The organism is Bacteroides sp. FSHCM14E1, assembly GCF_019633785.1.
In the GTDB taxonomy this organism is placed as follows: domain Bacteria; phylum Bacteroidota; class Bacteroidia; order Bacteroidales; family Bacteroidaceae; genus Bacteroides; species Bacteroides hominis.
Genome location: NZ_JADKYL010000016.1, coordinates 12,883 through 30,324, shown reverse-complemented (window position 1 = coordinate 30,324; position 17,442 = coordinate 12,883). Strand labels below are relative to the sequence as shown.

The following is a 17,442-nucleotide window of genomic DNA, read 5'->3' as shown; positions in this document are numbered from 1 at the left end:
TTTAATCATTTACAATTTACAATTTAGCAAGCACCGCATGCCAACGATTTAACGAAGAATACGACTACTACCAGAGCAAAGCATACAACAACGATGGTTGAATAGATGTTGGAGATGCATTTCCAGCGGTTGATCCAAATCTTGTTGTTCCAGCCCAGAGATTGCATAGAGCTCCAGAAACCATGAGTCAGGTGGAACCAAAGGGCGCCCAGCCAAACGAGGTACAGCACTACGTATACGGGGTTAGAAAAAGTGTTCATGATGTGATAAACACCATCGGCAGCATAAGTTGTGTCTGCTACTCCTCCCATGTTGTGTATCAATTCCGGTAACTGCATTTTAGCCCAGAAATTAAAGAGGTGAAGGCCCAAACCTAAGATAACGATAATACCCAGCACCAGCATGTTCTGTGATGCCCATTCTACGGTTTTGGGTTTGTCAACTACGGCGTAACGTTCGCTACCACGTGCTGCGCGATTCTGGATTGTCAGCCAGAAAGCGTAGATAATGTGAATCACGAAGAGGGCAGCCAGGCCCAGCGTAGCTACCAACGCATACCAGTTTGCTCCCAGGAACTCACAAACCAGGTTGTAACCCTCAGCCGAGATGATCGCAACAAGGTTCATCGCCATGTGAAACGTTAGAAACAGGACAAGGGCGATACCGGTAACGCTCATCACCACTTTCCTTCCTACAGATGAATTACTTAACCACATAAATGATTGATTTTAAATTATTTAATTGTTAGAACTATAATTTCTGTTTTACGAGCCTTCTTTCTCATTGTGCAAAAGTACACGAAATACATTGATTAACCAAAGAATTAAAGAAATAATTCTTTAATCTGAAGTGCCCGGAGAGAACAGGATAAATAGGGCCGGTAAAATAGTAACTGATTGACTGAAAGCACTCCATGAGGAAACCTGGCAAAGGATTGCCGGTTGTGTTTATAAGTGATTTATTGTGAATCTGTTAGAAGAGTAAATTATTTGTTCTTAAGAAGTTAACCTTGATCTGTATAAAAAGAAGTTGTTTAGTGCATATTCGAACTGTTCTTTTCTTAATTTTGCATCTCGGAGAAGGAATGATCAAAAGAAACAGGCAACACCAGATTTATGATAAACACACTCACCTCTTTGCGACTTATATTTGCTTTAATGGTTTTTGGAGCACATTGTTATGTAATAGACGACTTTTTCGATCTTCATTTTTTTAAAGAAGGTTTTGTCGGTGTTAGTTTCTTTTTCGTACTAAGCGGTTTTATTATAGCATACAATTATCAAAAGAAACTAAGTGAAAGCAAAATGACCAAACGATCTTTCTGGGTAGCGCGCATAGCCCGTATTTATCCTTTGCATGTCCTGACTTTATTGATTGCTGCCGCTTTAGGAGGCTATGTAATTGCATCGGGATTTACGGATTGGAGCAAGCATTTTTTGGCTTCACTCACATTAACAAATGCCTATATACCTAAAGCTGATTACTTTTTTCATTTAACAGTCCTTCGTGGAGCTTATGTTGCGAGCAGCTTTTTTACTTCTGTTTTCCATTTCTGGTGCCGATAGCAAGAAACTATAAGGGTTTGTTCTGTGTATTTTTAATTTCCGCTATATTGGTTATTGTCGGTATGTATTTTACTCCGGAAAGTGATATAAAAGGATATTGGTACGTTAATCCGATTGCTCGATTTCCGGATTTTATAGTCGGCATGTTGTTGTTTCAACTGTACGACCGTTTGAAAAATAAAAACATCACATCTTTCCAAGGAAGTATTATTGAAATAATATCGATCGTCTTATTTTGGGTATTCTATCTATATGCTGCTGAAGTTCCAAAAGTATATCGGTATTCCTGTTACTATTGGCTGCCGATCGCGTTCATCCTGATCAGTTTCTCTCTGCAAAAGGGTTGGGTCTCACGTCTTTTGTCCAATCGTATTTTAGTGATTGGGGGAGAGATTAGCTTTAGCTTTTACCTGATTCATCTTTTTGTTTTGTTATCTTATGCGGAGTGGCAGAAAGAAAATAACTTTCATATAGTCTGGTACGTTTCCATTCCGATTCTATTTTGTGTCATCGTCTCGTTAAGCCTGCTCTCTTACTATTATTTTGAGAAGCCGATGAATAGGCGAATTAGGGCACTGTTAAATAAATAATTCGTGGAATAAGGGTTCTTCTCCAAATTTGGTGGTAAGTTTTCTTTTACTCATGGAATCTAATTCCGTTTTCGGAAGTGTAAGCTCTCGTTTATAGTTGACAAAAAAGCAAGTATCCCGGCTTTCCCCCGAAGAGTCCATCCATGAGGTGAAGAAGCAAATTTAAAAATAAACCATCTGAAAATCAATATCTTTAAAAAGTAAGATTTCTATCCTCAAAAGCTTTGTTTTAACACAGAGTTAAAGCTTGTTCTTTGGATGTGAATAACAAGTTCTTTAAATGCAAAAGCCTTATTATTTGCGCATAAGAACCTGACGAACTGCAAAAGGCGTTAACAATGTTAATTGAAGAAAGGTATAAGGATGAAGATACCGGTCCGGACGGCGCAAATTCACTTCTGAAACTTGAGTTATCTTATTCAGCCGGTGTCTGGTTTTTCTTATTAAAGCAAGCAAAAAGGACAATTATCAACTTGAAAATAAAGAAATAAAGAATTTACCACCAAATTTGAAGAAGAACCGGAATAACTCACCAATAAAAGCTTCATCAAGGAAGTGGATGTTTATAAAGTTTTGTGGTAATGGTTATCGTCCTGGTATATAATGGAGGGTATTGGAACAGAAGGTCTGCTTACTATGGATGCCAAATAGCGGACCGTTTCTCTTTTGCCAGGCAAAGGGCGGTTTCTATTCTGTTTTTAGAGTAGTAATTTTTTCACCTTTGGCTGCACGTGTACGAAGGGCACGCGGGGAGTCTCCAAAAGAAGCTTTGCAGAAATGTGCAAAATGTGATAAGGAATCGAAACCATAACGATTGCTGATTTCAGTGATGCGTTGTTTGGTGTGCTGGAGATCTTCCAGGATACCTTCTCTTTTCTTGCTCAGAATCCATTCGTATACCGGCACTCCATACATATTCTTAAATAAGCGGCGGAAGGTAGTAGTTGTATAGCCTCCCAAGTGTGCGAACTCTTCCACGTTTTTCACTTTTTCGTAATTTTGCATGACGAAATATTGGAAACTTTCTGTGTAACTGCTGATGGGATAAAAGAATCTACTTAATTGGGGTGACGGGTAATAGCAGGTAATCAGATACATAAGTTCCTGACATTTGAGATCGATAAACGCACCGCAAGGAATCTGTTCACTCAGGTAATCACAAATATCTTTCATGAAATTGGTAATACGTTGGGTCATTACCAAAGGCGTATAAGTTAAGGGTGATTCTGATTGTTGCAGGATTTCCTGATAATGTTGCTCACAGATCAAAGGTGGTTCGTTGAACCAATACACTACATAACTTACGTCTGTCAGCGCCAATAATTCTAATTTTGAACCGATGGACTGGAGGATAAACTGTCCTTCGCGTAACGTTGTGCCGGGATACTCTTCGCTGTTGATCAATAACTCTCCTTGTAGCATAAACAGAATACAGTTTTGTGTGCATTTGTCAGCCGGGAAATGTTGTCCTTTTGGAAACGTCCGATGAACAAGTATGCCTTCTGTAGCTTTGGGACATTGCGCACAATCTGTCTGTCTATTACAAAGAGTTTCTCTGGCCATGAATTAAAGTTAGGTGTCAGGGTAAATAATACTTGGGGAACAAAGATAGGTTTTTTTTGCGAAAACTCTGTCTTTTTAATCTATCTTTGCTGCAAAATAGTAAATTAGTAGAAAAATGAAGAAATTTGTGCTTATTTGTTTTTGTGTGCTTTCTTCGATGGGAGGGTATGCTCAGAACTGGGATATCAATACGTTACATAAAATAAACAGTCTTGATGGTAAGTTTGCGAGGAATTATAGCAAGGCTTTTTCTAAATCGGCACCTTATATCGCAGTAGGTGTTCCGGTGGCGATGGCTGTATATGCAGGGATTGATAAAGATAAAGAGTTATTGAAGGATGCTATTTATATTGGAACGAGTGTAGCCGAGGCAGTTGTAATTACATATGGTATGAAATATGCTTTTGACCGTGAGCGGCCATATGACCGTTATCCGGATCGGGTGAATGCGCGCAGCCATGAATCGAGTCCTTCGTTTCCTTCCGGTCATGCGGCGGCGGCCTTTTCATTGGCTACTTCTTTGAGCATCCGCTATCCTAAATGGTACGTGATAGCTCCATCCGCTTTTTGGGCATGTTCTGTAGGGTTCTCAAGAATGAACGAAGGAGTACATTACCCGTCGGATGTAGCGGCAGGAGCTGTGATAGGAGCTGGTTGTGCAGTGGCCAATATTTATGTGAATCGCTGGCTCAATAAATGGTTGTTCGGTGAGAAAAAGCAGGTTACCATAAATTATTAACATAAACGGTGAATGATGGACACTCTCCAAAAGCGTAGACTGATCATCATCCACCGTTCATAACTCTCCGTTAGAGAATCGTTATTTCAATATTTTCTCGTATTCTTTATCATTTAAGATTTCCAGTGCCCGCTCCACACTCTTATTGGTAGCATTCATTACTTGAAAGTATTCATTCATATCCCATAAGTCACGGGCTATCAGAGCTTTTAATTGGGCCTTAATCAGTGGTAAAGCCTTGTTGTACTGCTCTTCGTTGAACTCTATCTTTTCTTTGTCGGCAGCCTCTCTCAGGAAATTCAATATCTGGTCGTCTATTTCAAACTTCTCATTGAATTTCTCAAAGGTCTTATATTTATCCAATAAAGCCTTGCGGTTATTTTCAATAAAGTTCATAGTCGTTTTGATTACTACCCCTTTGGCTACCAGGTTACGATGGTAATCAGTATACAGAGTCGTGTCAACCGGAACAAAATAATCAGGCATGATACCTCCGCCGCCATAGACGGTGCGTCCCAGCTTTTTAGTCTGGCATTTTAGTGAGTCCGGGAAGTGGATACTGTCTGCACTTACCATTTCGCCGTGATTGTAACGGTCGATAAGGTCCTGATTGTATTTATCGATACTGCTTTCGCTACTCTTTCCTTTTCCTGGCTTCTCGTTGATGTTGCTATCATAAGGTTTCTGTATGCAACGCCCTGCAGGAGTATAATAGCGGGCTATGGTCAGGCGGATCATGGAGCCGTCGGGCAGGTCGATCGGGCGTTGAACCAATCCTTTTCCGAAAGAACGGCGTCCTACTACGACACCCCGGTCCCAATCCTGAATGGCTCCTGTTACAATTTCGCTTGCCGAGGCCGAATATTCATCTACCAATACCACCAAGCGTCCGTTACGGAAGCTTCCGTTACCTTTGGCAAAGAACTCACTGCGTTGCGCAGAACGTCCTTCCGTGTAAACAATCAGTTCTTTTTGTCCCAGAAACTCATTTGCCAGGTCGATGGCAGCGTTCAGGTAACCTCCTCCATTGCCTTGCAGGTCTAAAATCAAGTCTTTCATTCCTTTCTTCTGTAACTCTTTCAGGGCTTTCAGAAACTCTTCTGCAGTGGTTGCTCCGAAACGGTTGATACGGATGTATCCCGTTTTGGGTTGAATCATATAAGCAGCGTCCAGACTGAGGATGGGGATTTTATCCCTTTTTACGTTGAATAAAAGTGGTTCTTTCACACCTCTCCGGATAATGGTCAGATTTACTTTCGAGTCTTTGGGGCCCCGCAGACGTCCCATGATTTCCTCTGTGCTCATTTTGACTCCTGCGATGGCAGTATCGTTAACTGCGATGATGCGGTCTCCTGCCAGAATACCCACTTTTTCGGAAGGGCCATTGCTCACCGGTTGTACAATGAGTAGCGTATCTTCAATCATCTGGAATTGTACCCCTATTCCTTCAAAGTTACCTTGGAGAGGTTCGTTCATTTTCTTAACCTCTTCGGCATCCGAATAGGTGGAATGAGGATCGAGTTGTGCCAGCATTTCGATAATGGCCGATTCAACGAGTTTGTTTTCATTGACCGTATCTACATATAAATTAGAGATGGCGAACTCTGCCAGTTGCAATTTTCGCATGGCAGGTGAGCCGAAGTTTTGTGCCTGTAATCCTAAAACGGAACACAAGCCGATAAGCAGGTATATTATTTTTTTCATGATCACATGGATTTATTACATTTCCATCCCTTCGGGAATAAACATACTGATATCTTTATTATAGCCCAGCAGTTCGCGTACAATGGTAGAACTGACACAAGTGAGTTCCGGTTCGGTAAACAGCAGAATGGTTTCGATTCCTGCCAGTTTCCGGTTGATATCGGCAATGGTTTCTTCGTATTCGAAATCTTTCACGGTACGGATGCCACGGACGATAAATCGGGCATCTACTTGACGGGCAAAATCAATAGTCAGGCAATCGTAAGATTCAACCCTGATCCGGGGTTCGTCTTTATAAAACTTACGAATCATTTCCACACGTTTCTCTATCGGGAAGTACGTATTTTTATTTTCGTTGATACCGATACCGATGACAACTTCATCCATAAATGTCAGGGTTCGTTGTACAACAGAATAGTGTCCGATAGTAAACGGGTCGAACGTTCCCGGAAAGATGGCTCTTCTCATGTCTATGCGATGTCTTCTTCTATAACCAGATTGTCAATAATAAAGTTTTGCCGTTCCATTGTATTCTTACCCATATAGAATTCAAGGAGTTCTTTGACCGTGTCTGTTTTGCGCAACGACACTTGTTCAAGACGCATGTCTTTACCGATAAAGTGTTTGAATTCGTCGGGTGAGATTTCTCCCAGACCTTTAAACCGGGTGATTTCCGGATTCGGGCTAAGTTCTTTGATGGCATTCACCCGCTCTTCTTCGGTATAGCAATAGAGTGTTTTCTTTTTGTTGCGTACGCGGAAAAGAGGGGTCTGAAGGATGTATACATGTCCTTTCTTGATCAGATCGGGGAAGAACTGGAGGAAGAAAGTGATCAGCAGCAAGCGGATGTGCATACCGTCCACATCGGCATCGGTCGCTACAATCACTTTATTATAACGCAATCCCTCTATGCCGTCTTCTATGTTCAATGCGGCCTGCAGCAGATTGAATTCTTCGTTTTCGTAAACCACTTTCTTGGTCAGGCCGAAAGAATTGAGTGGTTTACCACGGAGGCTGAATACAGCTTGTGTGTTTACATCCCGGCTTTTGGTGATGGAACCGCTTGCCGAGTCACCCTCGGTGATGAAGATGCACGATTCCTCTTCCAGGCCTTTGCCTTTCACATCGTTCAGGTGGATACGGCAATCACGCAGTTTCCGGTTGTGCAGATTGGCTTTCTTTGCACGTTCACGTGCCAGTTTCGTAACTCCGGCAATGGCCTTGCGTTCTTTTTCCGAATCCTGTATCTTTTGTAACATGATTTCGGCTACATCCGCGTGCTTGTGGAGGAAATTGTCTACCTCTTGTTTTACAAAGTCGCCAACGAACTTGTTTACAGTAACGCCACCCGGCGACATGTTGGTAGAGCCGAGTTTAATTTTAGTCTGGCTCTCGAACATGGGTTCTTCCACATTGACAGCAATGGCGGCTACCAATCCGTTACGGATGTCGGTATAGTCCTGGTTCTTATTATAGAATTCCTTGATAGTGCGGGCAATGTGTTCTTTGAACGCACTTTGATGGGTACCTCCCTGAGTGGTGTGCTGTCCATTGACGAATGAATAGTACTCTTCGCCATATTGTCCTGTATGGGTAAAAGCGATTTCGATATCCTCTCCCTTGAGGTGGACGATGGGGTAGAGTCCGGTAGCTGTCATATTATCATTCAGCAAATCGACCAGACCGTTACGCGAAAGAATCCGCTGCCCGTTATAGATAATGGCCAACCCGGTGTTTAGGTAGGTATAATTGCGCAGCATCGTCTCGATAAATTCGGGACGGAAAGTATAATTCAGAAATAAAGTATTATCGGGTTCGAAGAAGATGTAAGTACCGTTTTCTTCCTCGATATCCTCGGTGTGATCTGTTATCAACTCACCTTTGGTAAAGGTGGCGCAACGCACTTTACCATCCCGGTAACTACGTACTTCGAAGTTTGAGCTCAAAGCATTGACAGCTTTCACGCCGACACCGTTCAGTCCGACACTCTTCTTGAATGCTTTGCTGTCATACTTACCACCGGTGTTCAGCACACTGACTGCTTCTACCAGTTTTCCCTGTGGGATACCACGGCCGTAGTCGCGTACGCTGACACGAAGATTCTCTTCAATTCTGATTTCAATCTTCTTGCCGGATTGCATTTTGAACTCGTCGATACTGTTGTCAATAACTTCTTTCAGAAGGACATAAATTCCGTCTTCGGGATGCGAACCGTCGCCCAGCTTACCGATGTACATACCCGGACGGGTGCGCACATGTTCCATGTCGCTCAGGTGGCGGATGTTGTCGTCTGTATATTCTACAGGGTTGTTGTCTACAGGTATCAGTTCGTTCTCTTCCATTGTTTTTAGTCTATCTTCTTAGTAAACGCACGACGTCGTTTATGTTGTTCGGTTTTAAAGTATTCCCATTGTGCCTGAACTTTTCCGTTCATTTCCAGTTCGGGGTTGCTTTCTGCAAAGATAAAACCTAATTTTTGATAAACCGGAATTAAATCGGAAAATAACAAAGCATTAACACCTTTGTTCTGGTACTCCGGTTTTACGGCTACAAGCAGCAAGTCAAGCATTTTGGCCCGTCGTTTCATAAATAATGCCTTCAGCAGATAATACCATCCGAGGGGGAGTAATCGTCCGTGTGATTTCTGCAATGCTTCTGAAAGTGAAGGCATTGAAATTCCTACGGCGATCAGTTTGTCTTCCGCATCGGTAATCAGGGTCACCATCCGCAGGTCGACAATCGGGAGATACATTTTTACGTATTGGTCAATCTGGCGTTGGGAGAGGGGAGAGTAGCCATACAGCGGGCTGTAAGCTTCGTTCATCAATTCGAAGATGGCTTGTCCGTAATCGGCTGCGATCTTTCTGGATGAAGTGTATTTCTTTACCTTGAGGTTATATTTACGTTGGATAAGATCGGATATGCGCTGATGTTTTTCGGGAATGGCATCGGGAATGAAGATTTTATATTCCACCCAATCGGCGTCTTTGTCGAATCCCAGTTTCTCCATATGTTGCGGATAGTAGGGATAGTTATAGATAGTGGCCATGGTGCTGAGTTGGTCGAATCCTTCGATCAGCATGCCTTCTGCATCAAAGTCGGTAAATCCGAGGGGACCCTGAATATTTTCCATTCCTTTGGACTTGCCCCATTCTTCTACGGTTTGCAAGAGTTTCGAAGATACTTCGAGGTCGTCGATGAAATCGATCCAACCGAAGCGGACATCTTTCTTGTTCCAGGTGGCATTGGCACGGTGGTTGATGATACCTGCGATGCGCCCTACGATTTTCCCGTCTTTATAAGCCAGAAAGTATTCGGCTTCACAAAATTCGAAAGCCGCGTTTTTCTTCTTATTGAATGTGTTCAGCATGTCGTCGTAGAGGTCAGGTACGGAATAGGGATTCTCTTTGTATAATTCGTAATTAAAACGAATGAATTTCTTAAGTTCTCTTTTCGTCGATACCTTTTTAATTGTAATGGCCATAACTTGTATTTATGATGAGGCAGCAAAGATACGTGATAATCTTTAAATTACCACGTACAGAAACTAAAAACTGTGTGCCTCAATGTTTTCAGATCTGATAGATAAGATAGGTTGTATAGGCTATATAGCACAAGACCAGAATGCTTCCTTCGATCCGTGTGATGGTGCGTTTGGCGAAGAATAATCCGAAAAACCAGAGCAGGATGCCTGATCCGACCAACGTGAAAAGATCGAAATTATTGATGCCTGCCAACTGTAAGGGGGTGATGGAGGCACTGCACCCCAACACAAAGAAGATATTGAACAGATTACTGCCTATGACGTTGCCGATGGCTATTTCGGGATTCTTTTTCAAGGCAGCCACAATGGAGGTAGCCAGTTCGGGCAGGGAGGTGCCTCCGGCTACGAGTGTGAGTCCGATAACGGATTCGCTGACACCCAGATTACGGGCGATGTTATTTGCTCCTTCTACAAACCACTGTCCTCCGAAGATAAGTCCGCCTAATCCGCCCAGAATAAAAAGTACGGATTTCCACATCGGAAGGCTTTTGATTTCTTCTTCCGGTGGCTGGGCGTCGTTCGTATTACGAGAAGCTATGGCAAATGTGTAGCCCAGAAAGATAGTGAAGAAGCAGAGCAGAATCAGTCCGTCTGAAATACTTAATGTATTACGGGGAGCTTTGTCCAGAAAGACATCGTTGGCACATATCAGCAGAACAATGGAAGAAAGAATACACAAGGGAATTTCTTTTCTCAAGGTGTTCCGGGTGATTACAATGGGAGCGAAGAGGGCTGTGCAACCCACGATCATCAGGGTATTGAAAATGTTGCTTCCCACAACGTTGCCGACAGCGATGTCCGCACTGCCTTTCAAGGCGGATGATACACTTACCGTCAGTTCCGGTGCCGATGTCCCGAAAGCTACAATGGTCAGTCCGATCACAATGGAAGGAATATGGAAACGTTTGGCTACGGACGCAGCTCCATCCGTCAGGCAGTTGGCGCCCACTAAAATAAGGAGTAATCCTCCGATAAGTAGTAATATATCCATGTTGATACCTTAAATTACTGATTCGGGTGCAAATATAGTGATTTCACTCTATGCTATGTCAAAAACAATCTGTATGTTTGGCACGTTTATCCATTTTAGTGACAATGACTATATGAGTTTTTGATATGAAGAAGAACAGATTATTCAGCCTTTTGTTGTTTCTGTTAGTGGCCAACAGTATGTTTGCCCAGTTAGGGAAAGCGGTCCGGGAGATACTGACCGGCGATAGTACCGTTACCCATACCACGGTCCGGAATGATTCGGATTCCATACGGATGGCAAATATGAAAAGGGAGTTGGAAGAGGCACGTCTGAATGAAGCCAATATGCGTATGGAAATGGAGCAGTTGAGGTTGAAGGCCTTTGCTGCCGATTCTGTGAAGCTGGCACAGCAGAAAGCACGCATCGACTCGCTCCGTCAGTTCACTCCGGGCGTACCGGTGGTGGTTGAGGGTGATACGTTGTTTTATCTCTACACCAAGCGTGGAGGATACACTCCGTTGCAGAGGGCTGAAATGATTGACGCGGCCATTACCCAATTGGGTAAACGGTTTACGCTGCATCCCGATTCGGTATATATAGAGAGCAGTGATATAGTGTCCGATTTGATGTATGGCAATAAGGTCATTGCTTCGTTTACCGACCAGGACGGGTTGTGGGAAGGACGTTCCCGTGAGCAACTGGCGGCAGATAAGCGTATCGTGGTAGTGAAGAAGCTGAAGGAACTGAAAGAGGAACACAGCTTCTGGCAATTGGGTAAACGGATTCTCTATTTCGTTTTAGTATTGGTGGGGCAATATCTCTTGTTCCGGCTTACTACCTGGCTTTTCCGTAAGCTGAAAGTACGTATCCAGAAGCTGAAGGACACAAAGTTGAAACCCATTTCCATTCAGGACTATGAACTGCTGGACACACAACGGCAGGTTAATTTGCTGATCTTCCTTTCCAACCTGTTGCGTTACGTGCTGGTGTTTCTCCAGTTGTTGATTACTGTTCCGCTTCTATTTGTTATTTTTCCGCAGACCAAGGGGTTGGCCGACACGATCTTTTCGTATATCTGGAATCCGGTGAAGGATATTTTGGTAGGCATCGTCGATTATATTCCCAATCTGTTCACCATCTTTATTATCTGGTATGCTATTAAATATCTGGTGCGTTTTGTCCACTATCTGTCCCGTGAGATTGAAGCCGGGCGGCTTAAGTTCGGCGGTTTTTATCCCGACTGGGCAATGCCTACTTTCCATATTATCCGCTTTTTGCTTTATGCATTTATGATTGCGATGATCTATCCTTATTTGCCGGGATCCAGAAGCGGGGTGTTTCAGGGAATATCGGTCTTCGTTGGATTGATCGTTTCGTTGGGGTCCAGTACGGTGATCGGTAATATCATTGCGGGACTCGTCATTACCTATATGCGTCCTTTCAAGTTAGGGGACCGCATCCAGCTGAATGATACTACCGGGAACGTGATAGAAAAAACACCTTTGGTGACCAGGATCAGGACACCGAAGAATGAAGTGGTGACAATCCCCAACTCGTTTATCATGTCGTCCCATACGGTGAACTATAGCTCTTCGGCGCGCGAATACGGATTGATTATTCACTCAGAGGTGACCATCGGTTACGATGCTCCCTGGCGTCAGGTGCACCAGTTGCTGATAGAAGCCGCCTTGAATACTCCCGGAGTGATTGATGATCCTCGTCCGTTTGTACTTGAAACGTCATTAAGCGACTGGTACCCGGTTTATCAGATCAATGCTTATATTCGCGAGGCGGATAAGTTGGCGCAAATTTATTCGGATCTGCATCAGAACATTCAGGATCGTTTTAATGAAGCGAGCGTCGAAATCATGTCACCTCACTATATGGCTATGCGTGACGGCAACGAGTCTACCATTCCGAAAGATGATCTGAGACCTAAAACCGATAAACAGTAGTAAGCGGATGAGTCAAAAACTCACACCACGGAGGATCCCAAGCGGTTAAGTTTCCGGTTAATTAAGAATAAATACTTTATGGCACACTCTATGTCTTTTATCGTAATAAATAAGTTTTCGCCCTGTTTTTTTGCTTTCTCAAACGATTGTTCCTATCTTTACGGAGATTAAAAAGAAGAATCCCGCCCGCTTGGTCAGTATCTGGATAGGTCCTCTAAAAAAAGGCAGAAATCAAGATAAGTAAAAATCAAGACATAATACCATTGGAAACCGCTACCCGTAGCGGTTTTCTTTTTATACAAAATCAGGAAAATTGAAAATCGTCGTCCAGAGGGCGATATACCGTCGTCACGATCTCAACAAAACATCGTCTAAGATGACAATTTTTGTCGTCTTAGACGACGATTTTTCGAGAGGTAAACGCTCTTAATTCACTTTTAGTAATTATTTAATACGTTTTGTGGGCTGTTGATTTGTTTTTGAATATTGACAAATGGAGCCTCTCGGAGAGTCGGCTCTCCGATTCATTGCAGAGTGAAGAAGCAGGAGTACCACAGAGCTTTCAGGTTCTGATTTATTATAGAGGATATAGAGACTGATTCTATCTTATATATTCCTAAAGATTAAAACTCAGTGTCAGTTTGCGTAATTGGCTCCTGTGTCCCATAAAACAGAGCCGGCTCTTTCGTCGCGAAGAAGCCGGCTCTTTGAAAGTTGTGTATTTTTCAAGAGAGAGTGATTTATTTCTTTCGGGTCACTGTATAGAGTATATTCCCTTTTTTATCGATCATACGTAAGTTCAATTCCTTTTTATCGGCAGAACATACAGAAAAGCCCGGTTCGGGACTACAGAATTGAGTACCTTCAACCGGTTTCACCTTACGCGCCAGCGATCCGGCAGAGTTTACGATATAGTCGGTATCACTGTCCGGTACACGGATATGCTGGAAGTTGTGAATGTGTCCGCAGATGTACATATCTACTTTATGCTTCCTCAAGATAGGGTCGAGTCGTTTTTGCAAATCACCGCGTTCACTCTGGTCTTTCGGTGTTTCGGCATAGATAGGATGATGGCCGGCAACGATTACCCAGTCCTCTTTGGCAGCAGTCAGCACAGAATCCAGCCAAGCCAGTTGTCCGTTCATATCCTGCCGGCAGGCATCGGGATAAGTTTCGGTTTCGTTGCGGTATTTGTCGATCAGGGGAGCGGTATCTATCCAGACAATGCGGATGGTGGCACCTTTTTCTTCAAACGTCTTGGTGTAATAACGTGCAGGCATGGTCCAGCGGCGGCTCACCCGGCTGTAGTCCAGTACAGCCTGTGTATTACCCCGGTATTCGTGGTTTCCCAACACAGGATACCAGTCGATCATCAGCTCCGGATGACTGTAGATCAGCTCAAAGTTGGTCATCCAAAGCGGGTCGTCCACGCTGCGTACTCCTTCGAAGTGATGGACGTCTCCGGGAGCCAGTACAAATTCAGGGCCTATTTCCTCGCCCATGGTTCCCATTAATTCGGCGATTGGTTTCTGGTCGTAGTAGCCGTTACGTCCCAGATCGTTGGCAATATAGAAGTTAAACTTCTTGTCGAATATAGAGTAGTCCCTGATCTGGGCTGAGGCTACCGCCCCGATGAAGATAAACAGAAGTGTCAGTAAGTTCTTTAATTTCATAAATATGGTTTTTTATATTGATTATTAATGAATTGAATACGTTTTTTCATCAGTGATGCGAGAAGACGGTTTTAATCTCAGACCCACGGTGCACCGTTTCTAAAGGAGCGATGCACCGTTTCCTAATCAGCGGTGCACCGTTTTTCAATAGCCGGTGCATCGTTGATTCAACCTCCTCTGATAGCCGGTTAGAAGTTGATCTTAAACCCGGCATTAATCTTTACGCCATAATATTCCGCCTGCATCGTACGGTCTTTTGTCCCCTGATAATAGCGGAGCGGCTGATTCAGCAGGTTGTTTGCTTCGGCATAGAGGGTGTAGTGTTTTGCAAAAGTGTAACTGGCGTTTACGTCCAGATAGCTCACACGGTCATAATAGCGGTCGTGAAAGGCGTCTTCACCCATCTCGTCAATAAAGGCGGAGGCAAAGTTATAACTCAGGCGGAGATTCAGCCCGCTTTTCTCAAAATAAAGTGATGCGTTGGCGGTATGCTTCGGAGAGCCCGGCAGGCTCAGGTCCTTTTCGTTCTCGCGTCCTTCGAAGTTGAAGTCTTCTACACGGGAGTGGGTGAAAGTATACGTGCCATAGAAGCCGACACATTTCAGGGCAGGAGCGATAAATCCGAAATCACGCTGGTAAGAGAGTTCCATACCTATCAGATTGGCATTGCCTGCATTCTTGGGTTGGATAAAGCGGTTGTATAGGTTGCCGTTGTATTCGTAGTTCGTAGCCACCTGGTTGACAATGAAGTCGTCTATCTTCTTGTAGAATACTCCTGCGCTGACCAGGCCGATACTCTTGAAGTAATAATCCGCGCTCAGGTCGAAGTTATAAGAAAGAGTCGGTTTCAGGCCGGGATTACCCACTGTCACTTCGTTATCCGAACGTTTAATGTTGACGCTGGGCACCAGGGCGGAATACTTCGGGCGCGACAGCGTCTGGGTAAACGAACCGCGTACCTTGAAATCTTCATTTATGCTCCACTTCATAAGGAGTGACGGAAGGAAGTTGATGTAACTGTTTGTTTCTCGGGCAGTCTTTGAGGTTTGGTCTGTTTCATCGTCATACGTCCGTCCGGTATAGCTGAGGCTGGTATTCTCAATGCGTAGTCCTGTCATCAGCTCCACGTTGTCGGTGAGTTTCTGGTCGAAGCGGATGTATCCCGAGCTTACAGTCTCGCGTGCTTCGAAGTTGCCCGCCAGTTCTTCCTGTACCTGTTCTTTGTCAAATAAGGAAGGATTGTTCAGATCCAGTGAGCCTGCATATTCTTTGCTGGCATAAACACCTGCCTTGTATTTGTTACTCGGCATGAAGTTTTTGTTAGTCTGATCTACCGTATTTTGCAGGCTGTGGGTCATAAATGCATCTTCATCTTTCGGGGTATATTCATAGAAATCCACCTCCTTGTCTTTGGTTTTGCGCACTACTTTGGCTCCAAACTTCAGTTTGTTTCCGTTTTGGAACGGAAGCTTGAAGTTCATGGAGAATTTCAGATCTTCTTCTTTGATGTCTTGTTGTTGTTCGGTAAGTTCTTTCAGGCCGAAATCCTTGTTCAGCGTCATCGTAGAGCCGGGCTTCGGAGTAGCCAATGGTTCGCGTTCGTTACTCAGATCCATATCGAATTGTTGCTTCTTGAGCTGAAAGTCGATGTAACGCTCGTTCGGACGCTCCTCGGTTGCTTGGGCATAACTGGCGTTCCAGTCCATAGATAGCGGTCCGAACAGATGCTCCCCGCCCAATGTGAAGTCCATTGTGCGCTGGCGTTCCAGACGGGCATTCCGATTGTCGGGTGTGCCGGCTTTAGTCTGTACGCGTACGGTTGCTTTGCCTTCTTCGTCCAGATCTTTAAGAGTAGTGCGGTACCGGTTTTCCCAGTCGTTCCGGTTATTGAAAATACCTTTGAACATCAGTTTATGGTTTTCGTTGATGTCCCAATCCAGGGCTGCCGAATAGCTCTGGCGTTCGCGGGTCACATAATACTGGCGTATCTGATAGTCGTTGATATATACATTGCCTTTATCGTCTTTCTCCCAGAGGAATTCCGTATCGTACGAACCCGAAGGGGCATTTTGATACGAAGCCGATAGCATGACTCCCAGTTTATTATTAAAGAAGCGGTCGCCATAAGTCAATCCCAGGTTCAGCTGTGCCTTTTCGCTGATCCAGTTGTAGCCGGAACCGGCTGTGGCTGTCAGCGTACGTTTATAAGGAGAGTTCTTGGTGACCAGATTGATCGATCCTCCGATGGCGTCGCCGTCCATGTCCGAGGTTACCACTTTGCTCACTTCGATGGTCTGAATCATATCCGCCGGAATCAGGTCAAGCTGCACGTTACGTGTATCACCTTCTGCCGATGGGATACGGTTACCGTTGATCGTGACAGAACTGAGGTCTGCCGATGTACCGCGTACCTGTCCGAAACGGGCTTCACCCTGGTCATATTGAACGTTGATACCCGAGATGCGCTTCAGCGCATCTCCGATGTTTGAGTCTGGAAACTTACCTACCTGATCGGCAGAAACCACATTCTTGATGCCCAGACTGTTCTTTTGTGAGTTGATGGCGCGGCGCTGGCCTTGAAAAGCACCGCCTATTACAATTTCCTGCAATTCGACCCCTTCATTCAGTATGACATCTCTTTCGAGCGTCTTGCCTTCGGGAATCGTTATTTTCATTTCTACGGGAGCATATCCCACATAGCTTACTTTTACGGTGTAAGTTCCCGGATTGAGATTGGCGAAGGTATAAAAACCGTTTACGTCGCTGGTTACTCCTGTTTTCAGGTTCTCGATGTAGATCGAGGCCCCCGGTAATGTCTGTTTGGATGTGTCGATGATACGTCCCCGGATCGTACCTTGTTTTACTACGTTTGCTTTTTCATCGGCGTAGAGATGACCGCCCATGTTCGATAATAAAAGAACGAATGATACCAGTTTCAGAATTCGTTTCATATTTGTTAGTATGCGTTAATAATTTGTTGCAAAAGTAGAGGGAGGAAGTTTCGTCACTTTTACAGTTGTTTGAACGCTGGGTGACAAAGATGTTACGATTCTGTTATCGCCTGTCTGTCGTTATCTTCTTACCCAATAACACTAAAACAGTCAATAATACCCCGTTTTTTGAAAAGTTACCTTTC

12 protein-coding genes and 1 pseudogene are annotated in these 17,442 nt (G+C 44.1%); 4 read left to right on the top strand and 9 right to left on the bottom strand.

The window, feature by feature from the left end; genetic code table 11:
• Positions 1–23: 23 nt before the first annotated feature.
• Positions 24–716 (bottom strand): succinate dehydrogenase/fumarate reductase cytochrome b subunit, encoded by a 693-nt coding sequence (locus ISX59_RS18845; protein ID WP_005782920.1) that lies wholly within the window; start codon positions 714–716, stop codon positions 24–26.
• Positions 717–1,184: 468 nt separating this feature from the next.
• On the opposite strand from ISX59_RS18845, the pseudogene ISX59_RS18840 reads away from it, so the two are divergent.
• Both ISX59_RS18840 and ISX59_RS18835 read left to right on the top strand, forming a co-directional pair.
• Positions 1,185–2,155: pseudogene (locus ISX59_RS18840) on the top strand (acyltransferase family protein).
• Between the two features lie 338 nt (positions 2,156–2,493).
• Positions 2,494–2,646, top strand: coding sequence for a hypothetical protein (locus ISX59_RS18835; RefSeq protein ID WP_080546331.1), 153 nt, complete (start codon positions 2,494–2,496; stop codon positions 2,644–2,646).
• Positions 2,647–2,842: 196 nt separating this feature from the next.
• On the opposite strand, the gene ISX59_RS18830 is transcribed toward ISX59_RS18835, so the two are convergent.
• Positions 2,843–3,718 carry a helix-turn-helix transcriptional regulator gene (locus ISX59_RS18830; RefSeq protein ID WP_005782925.1) on the bottom strand — a complete coding sequence of 292 codons (876 nt, stop codon included), beginning with the start codon at positions 3,716–3,718 and terminating at the stop codon, positions 2,843–2,845.
• Positions 3,719–3,833: 115 nt separating this feature from the next.
• Between ISX59_RS18830 and ISX59_RS18825 the strand changes: the two genes are divergently transcribed.
• On the top strand, positions 3,834–4,457 hold the full coding sequence (locus ISX59_RS18825; RefSeq protein ID WP_005812539.1) for a phosphatase PAP2 family protein: 624 nt from the start codon (positions 3,834–3,836) through the stop codon (positions 4,455–4,457).
• Positions 4,458–4,538: 81 nt separating this feature from the next.
• Here the strand turns inward: ISX59_RS18825 and ISX59_RS18820 are convergent, their stop codons facing one another.
• From ISX59_RS18820 to ISX59_RS18800, 5 genes are all read right to left on the bottom strand, one after another.
• Entirely contained in the window at positions 4,539–6,161 is a 1,623-nt protein-coding gene (locus ISX59_RS18820) for a S41 family peptidase (RefSeq protein WP_005822473.1), read from the bottom strand.
• 15 nt (positions 6,162–6,176) lie between these two features.
• Entirely contained in the window at positions 6,177–6,629 is a 453-nt protein-coding gene (coaD, locus tag ISX59_RS18815; RefSeq protein ID WP_005812543.1) for a pantetheine-phosphate adenylyltransferase, read from the bottom strand.
• A 2-nt stretch (positions 6,630–6,631) separates the two neighbouring features.
• Positions 6,632–8,503, bottom strand: a complete 1,872-nt coding sequence (locus tag ISX59_RS18810; protein ID WP_220576155.1) for a DNA topoisomerase IV subunit B — start codon at positions 8,501–8,503, stop codon at positions 6,632–6,634.
• A gap of 5 nt (positions 8,504–8,508) precedes the next feature.
• Complete coding sequence (locus ISX59_RS18805) at positions 8,509–9,645, bottom strand: hypothetical protein (RefSeq protein ID WP_032540912.1); 1,137 nt, start codon at positions 9,643–9,645, stop codon at positions 8,509–8,511.
• 88 nt (positions 9,646–9,733) lie between these two features.
• A complete protein-coding gene (locus tag ISX59_RS18800) occupies positions 9,734–10,696 on the bottom strand; it encodes a calcium/sodium antiporter (RefSeq protein WP_044301718.1) in 963 nt (320 codons plus the stop codon).
• Between the two features lie 125 nt (positions 10,697–10,821).
• On the opposite strand from ISX59_RS18800, the gene ISX59_RS18795 reads away from it, so the two are divergent.
• Complete coding sequence (locus ISX59_RS18795) at positions 10,822–12,633, top strand: mechanosensitive ion channel family protein (protein ID WP_032536692.1); 1,812 nt, start codon at positions 10,822–10,824, stop codon at positions 12,631–12,633.
• A 740-nt stretch (positions 12,634–13,373) separates the two neighbouring features.
• On the opposite strand, the gene ISX59_RS18790 is transcribed toward ISX59_RS18795, so the two are convergent.
• Together ISX59_RS18790 and ISX59_RS18785 are read right to left on the bottom strand one after the other, a co-directional pair.
• Positions 13,374–14,306 (bottom strand): metallophosphoesterase, encoded by a 933-nt coding sequence (locus tag ISX59_RS18790; protein WP_032543409.1) that lies wholly within the window; start codon positions 14,304–14,306, stop codon positions 13,374–13,376.
• A 188-nt stretch (positions 14,307–14,494) separates the two neighbouring features.
• Positions 14,495–17,257 (bottom strand): TonB-dependent receptor, encoded by a 2,763-nt coding sequence (locus tag ISX59_RS18785; protein WP_220576154.1) that lies wholly within the window; start codon positions 17,255–17,257, stop codon positions 14,495–14,497.
• Positions 17,258–17,442: the final 185 nt, after the last annotated feature.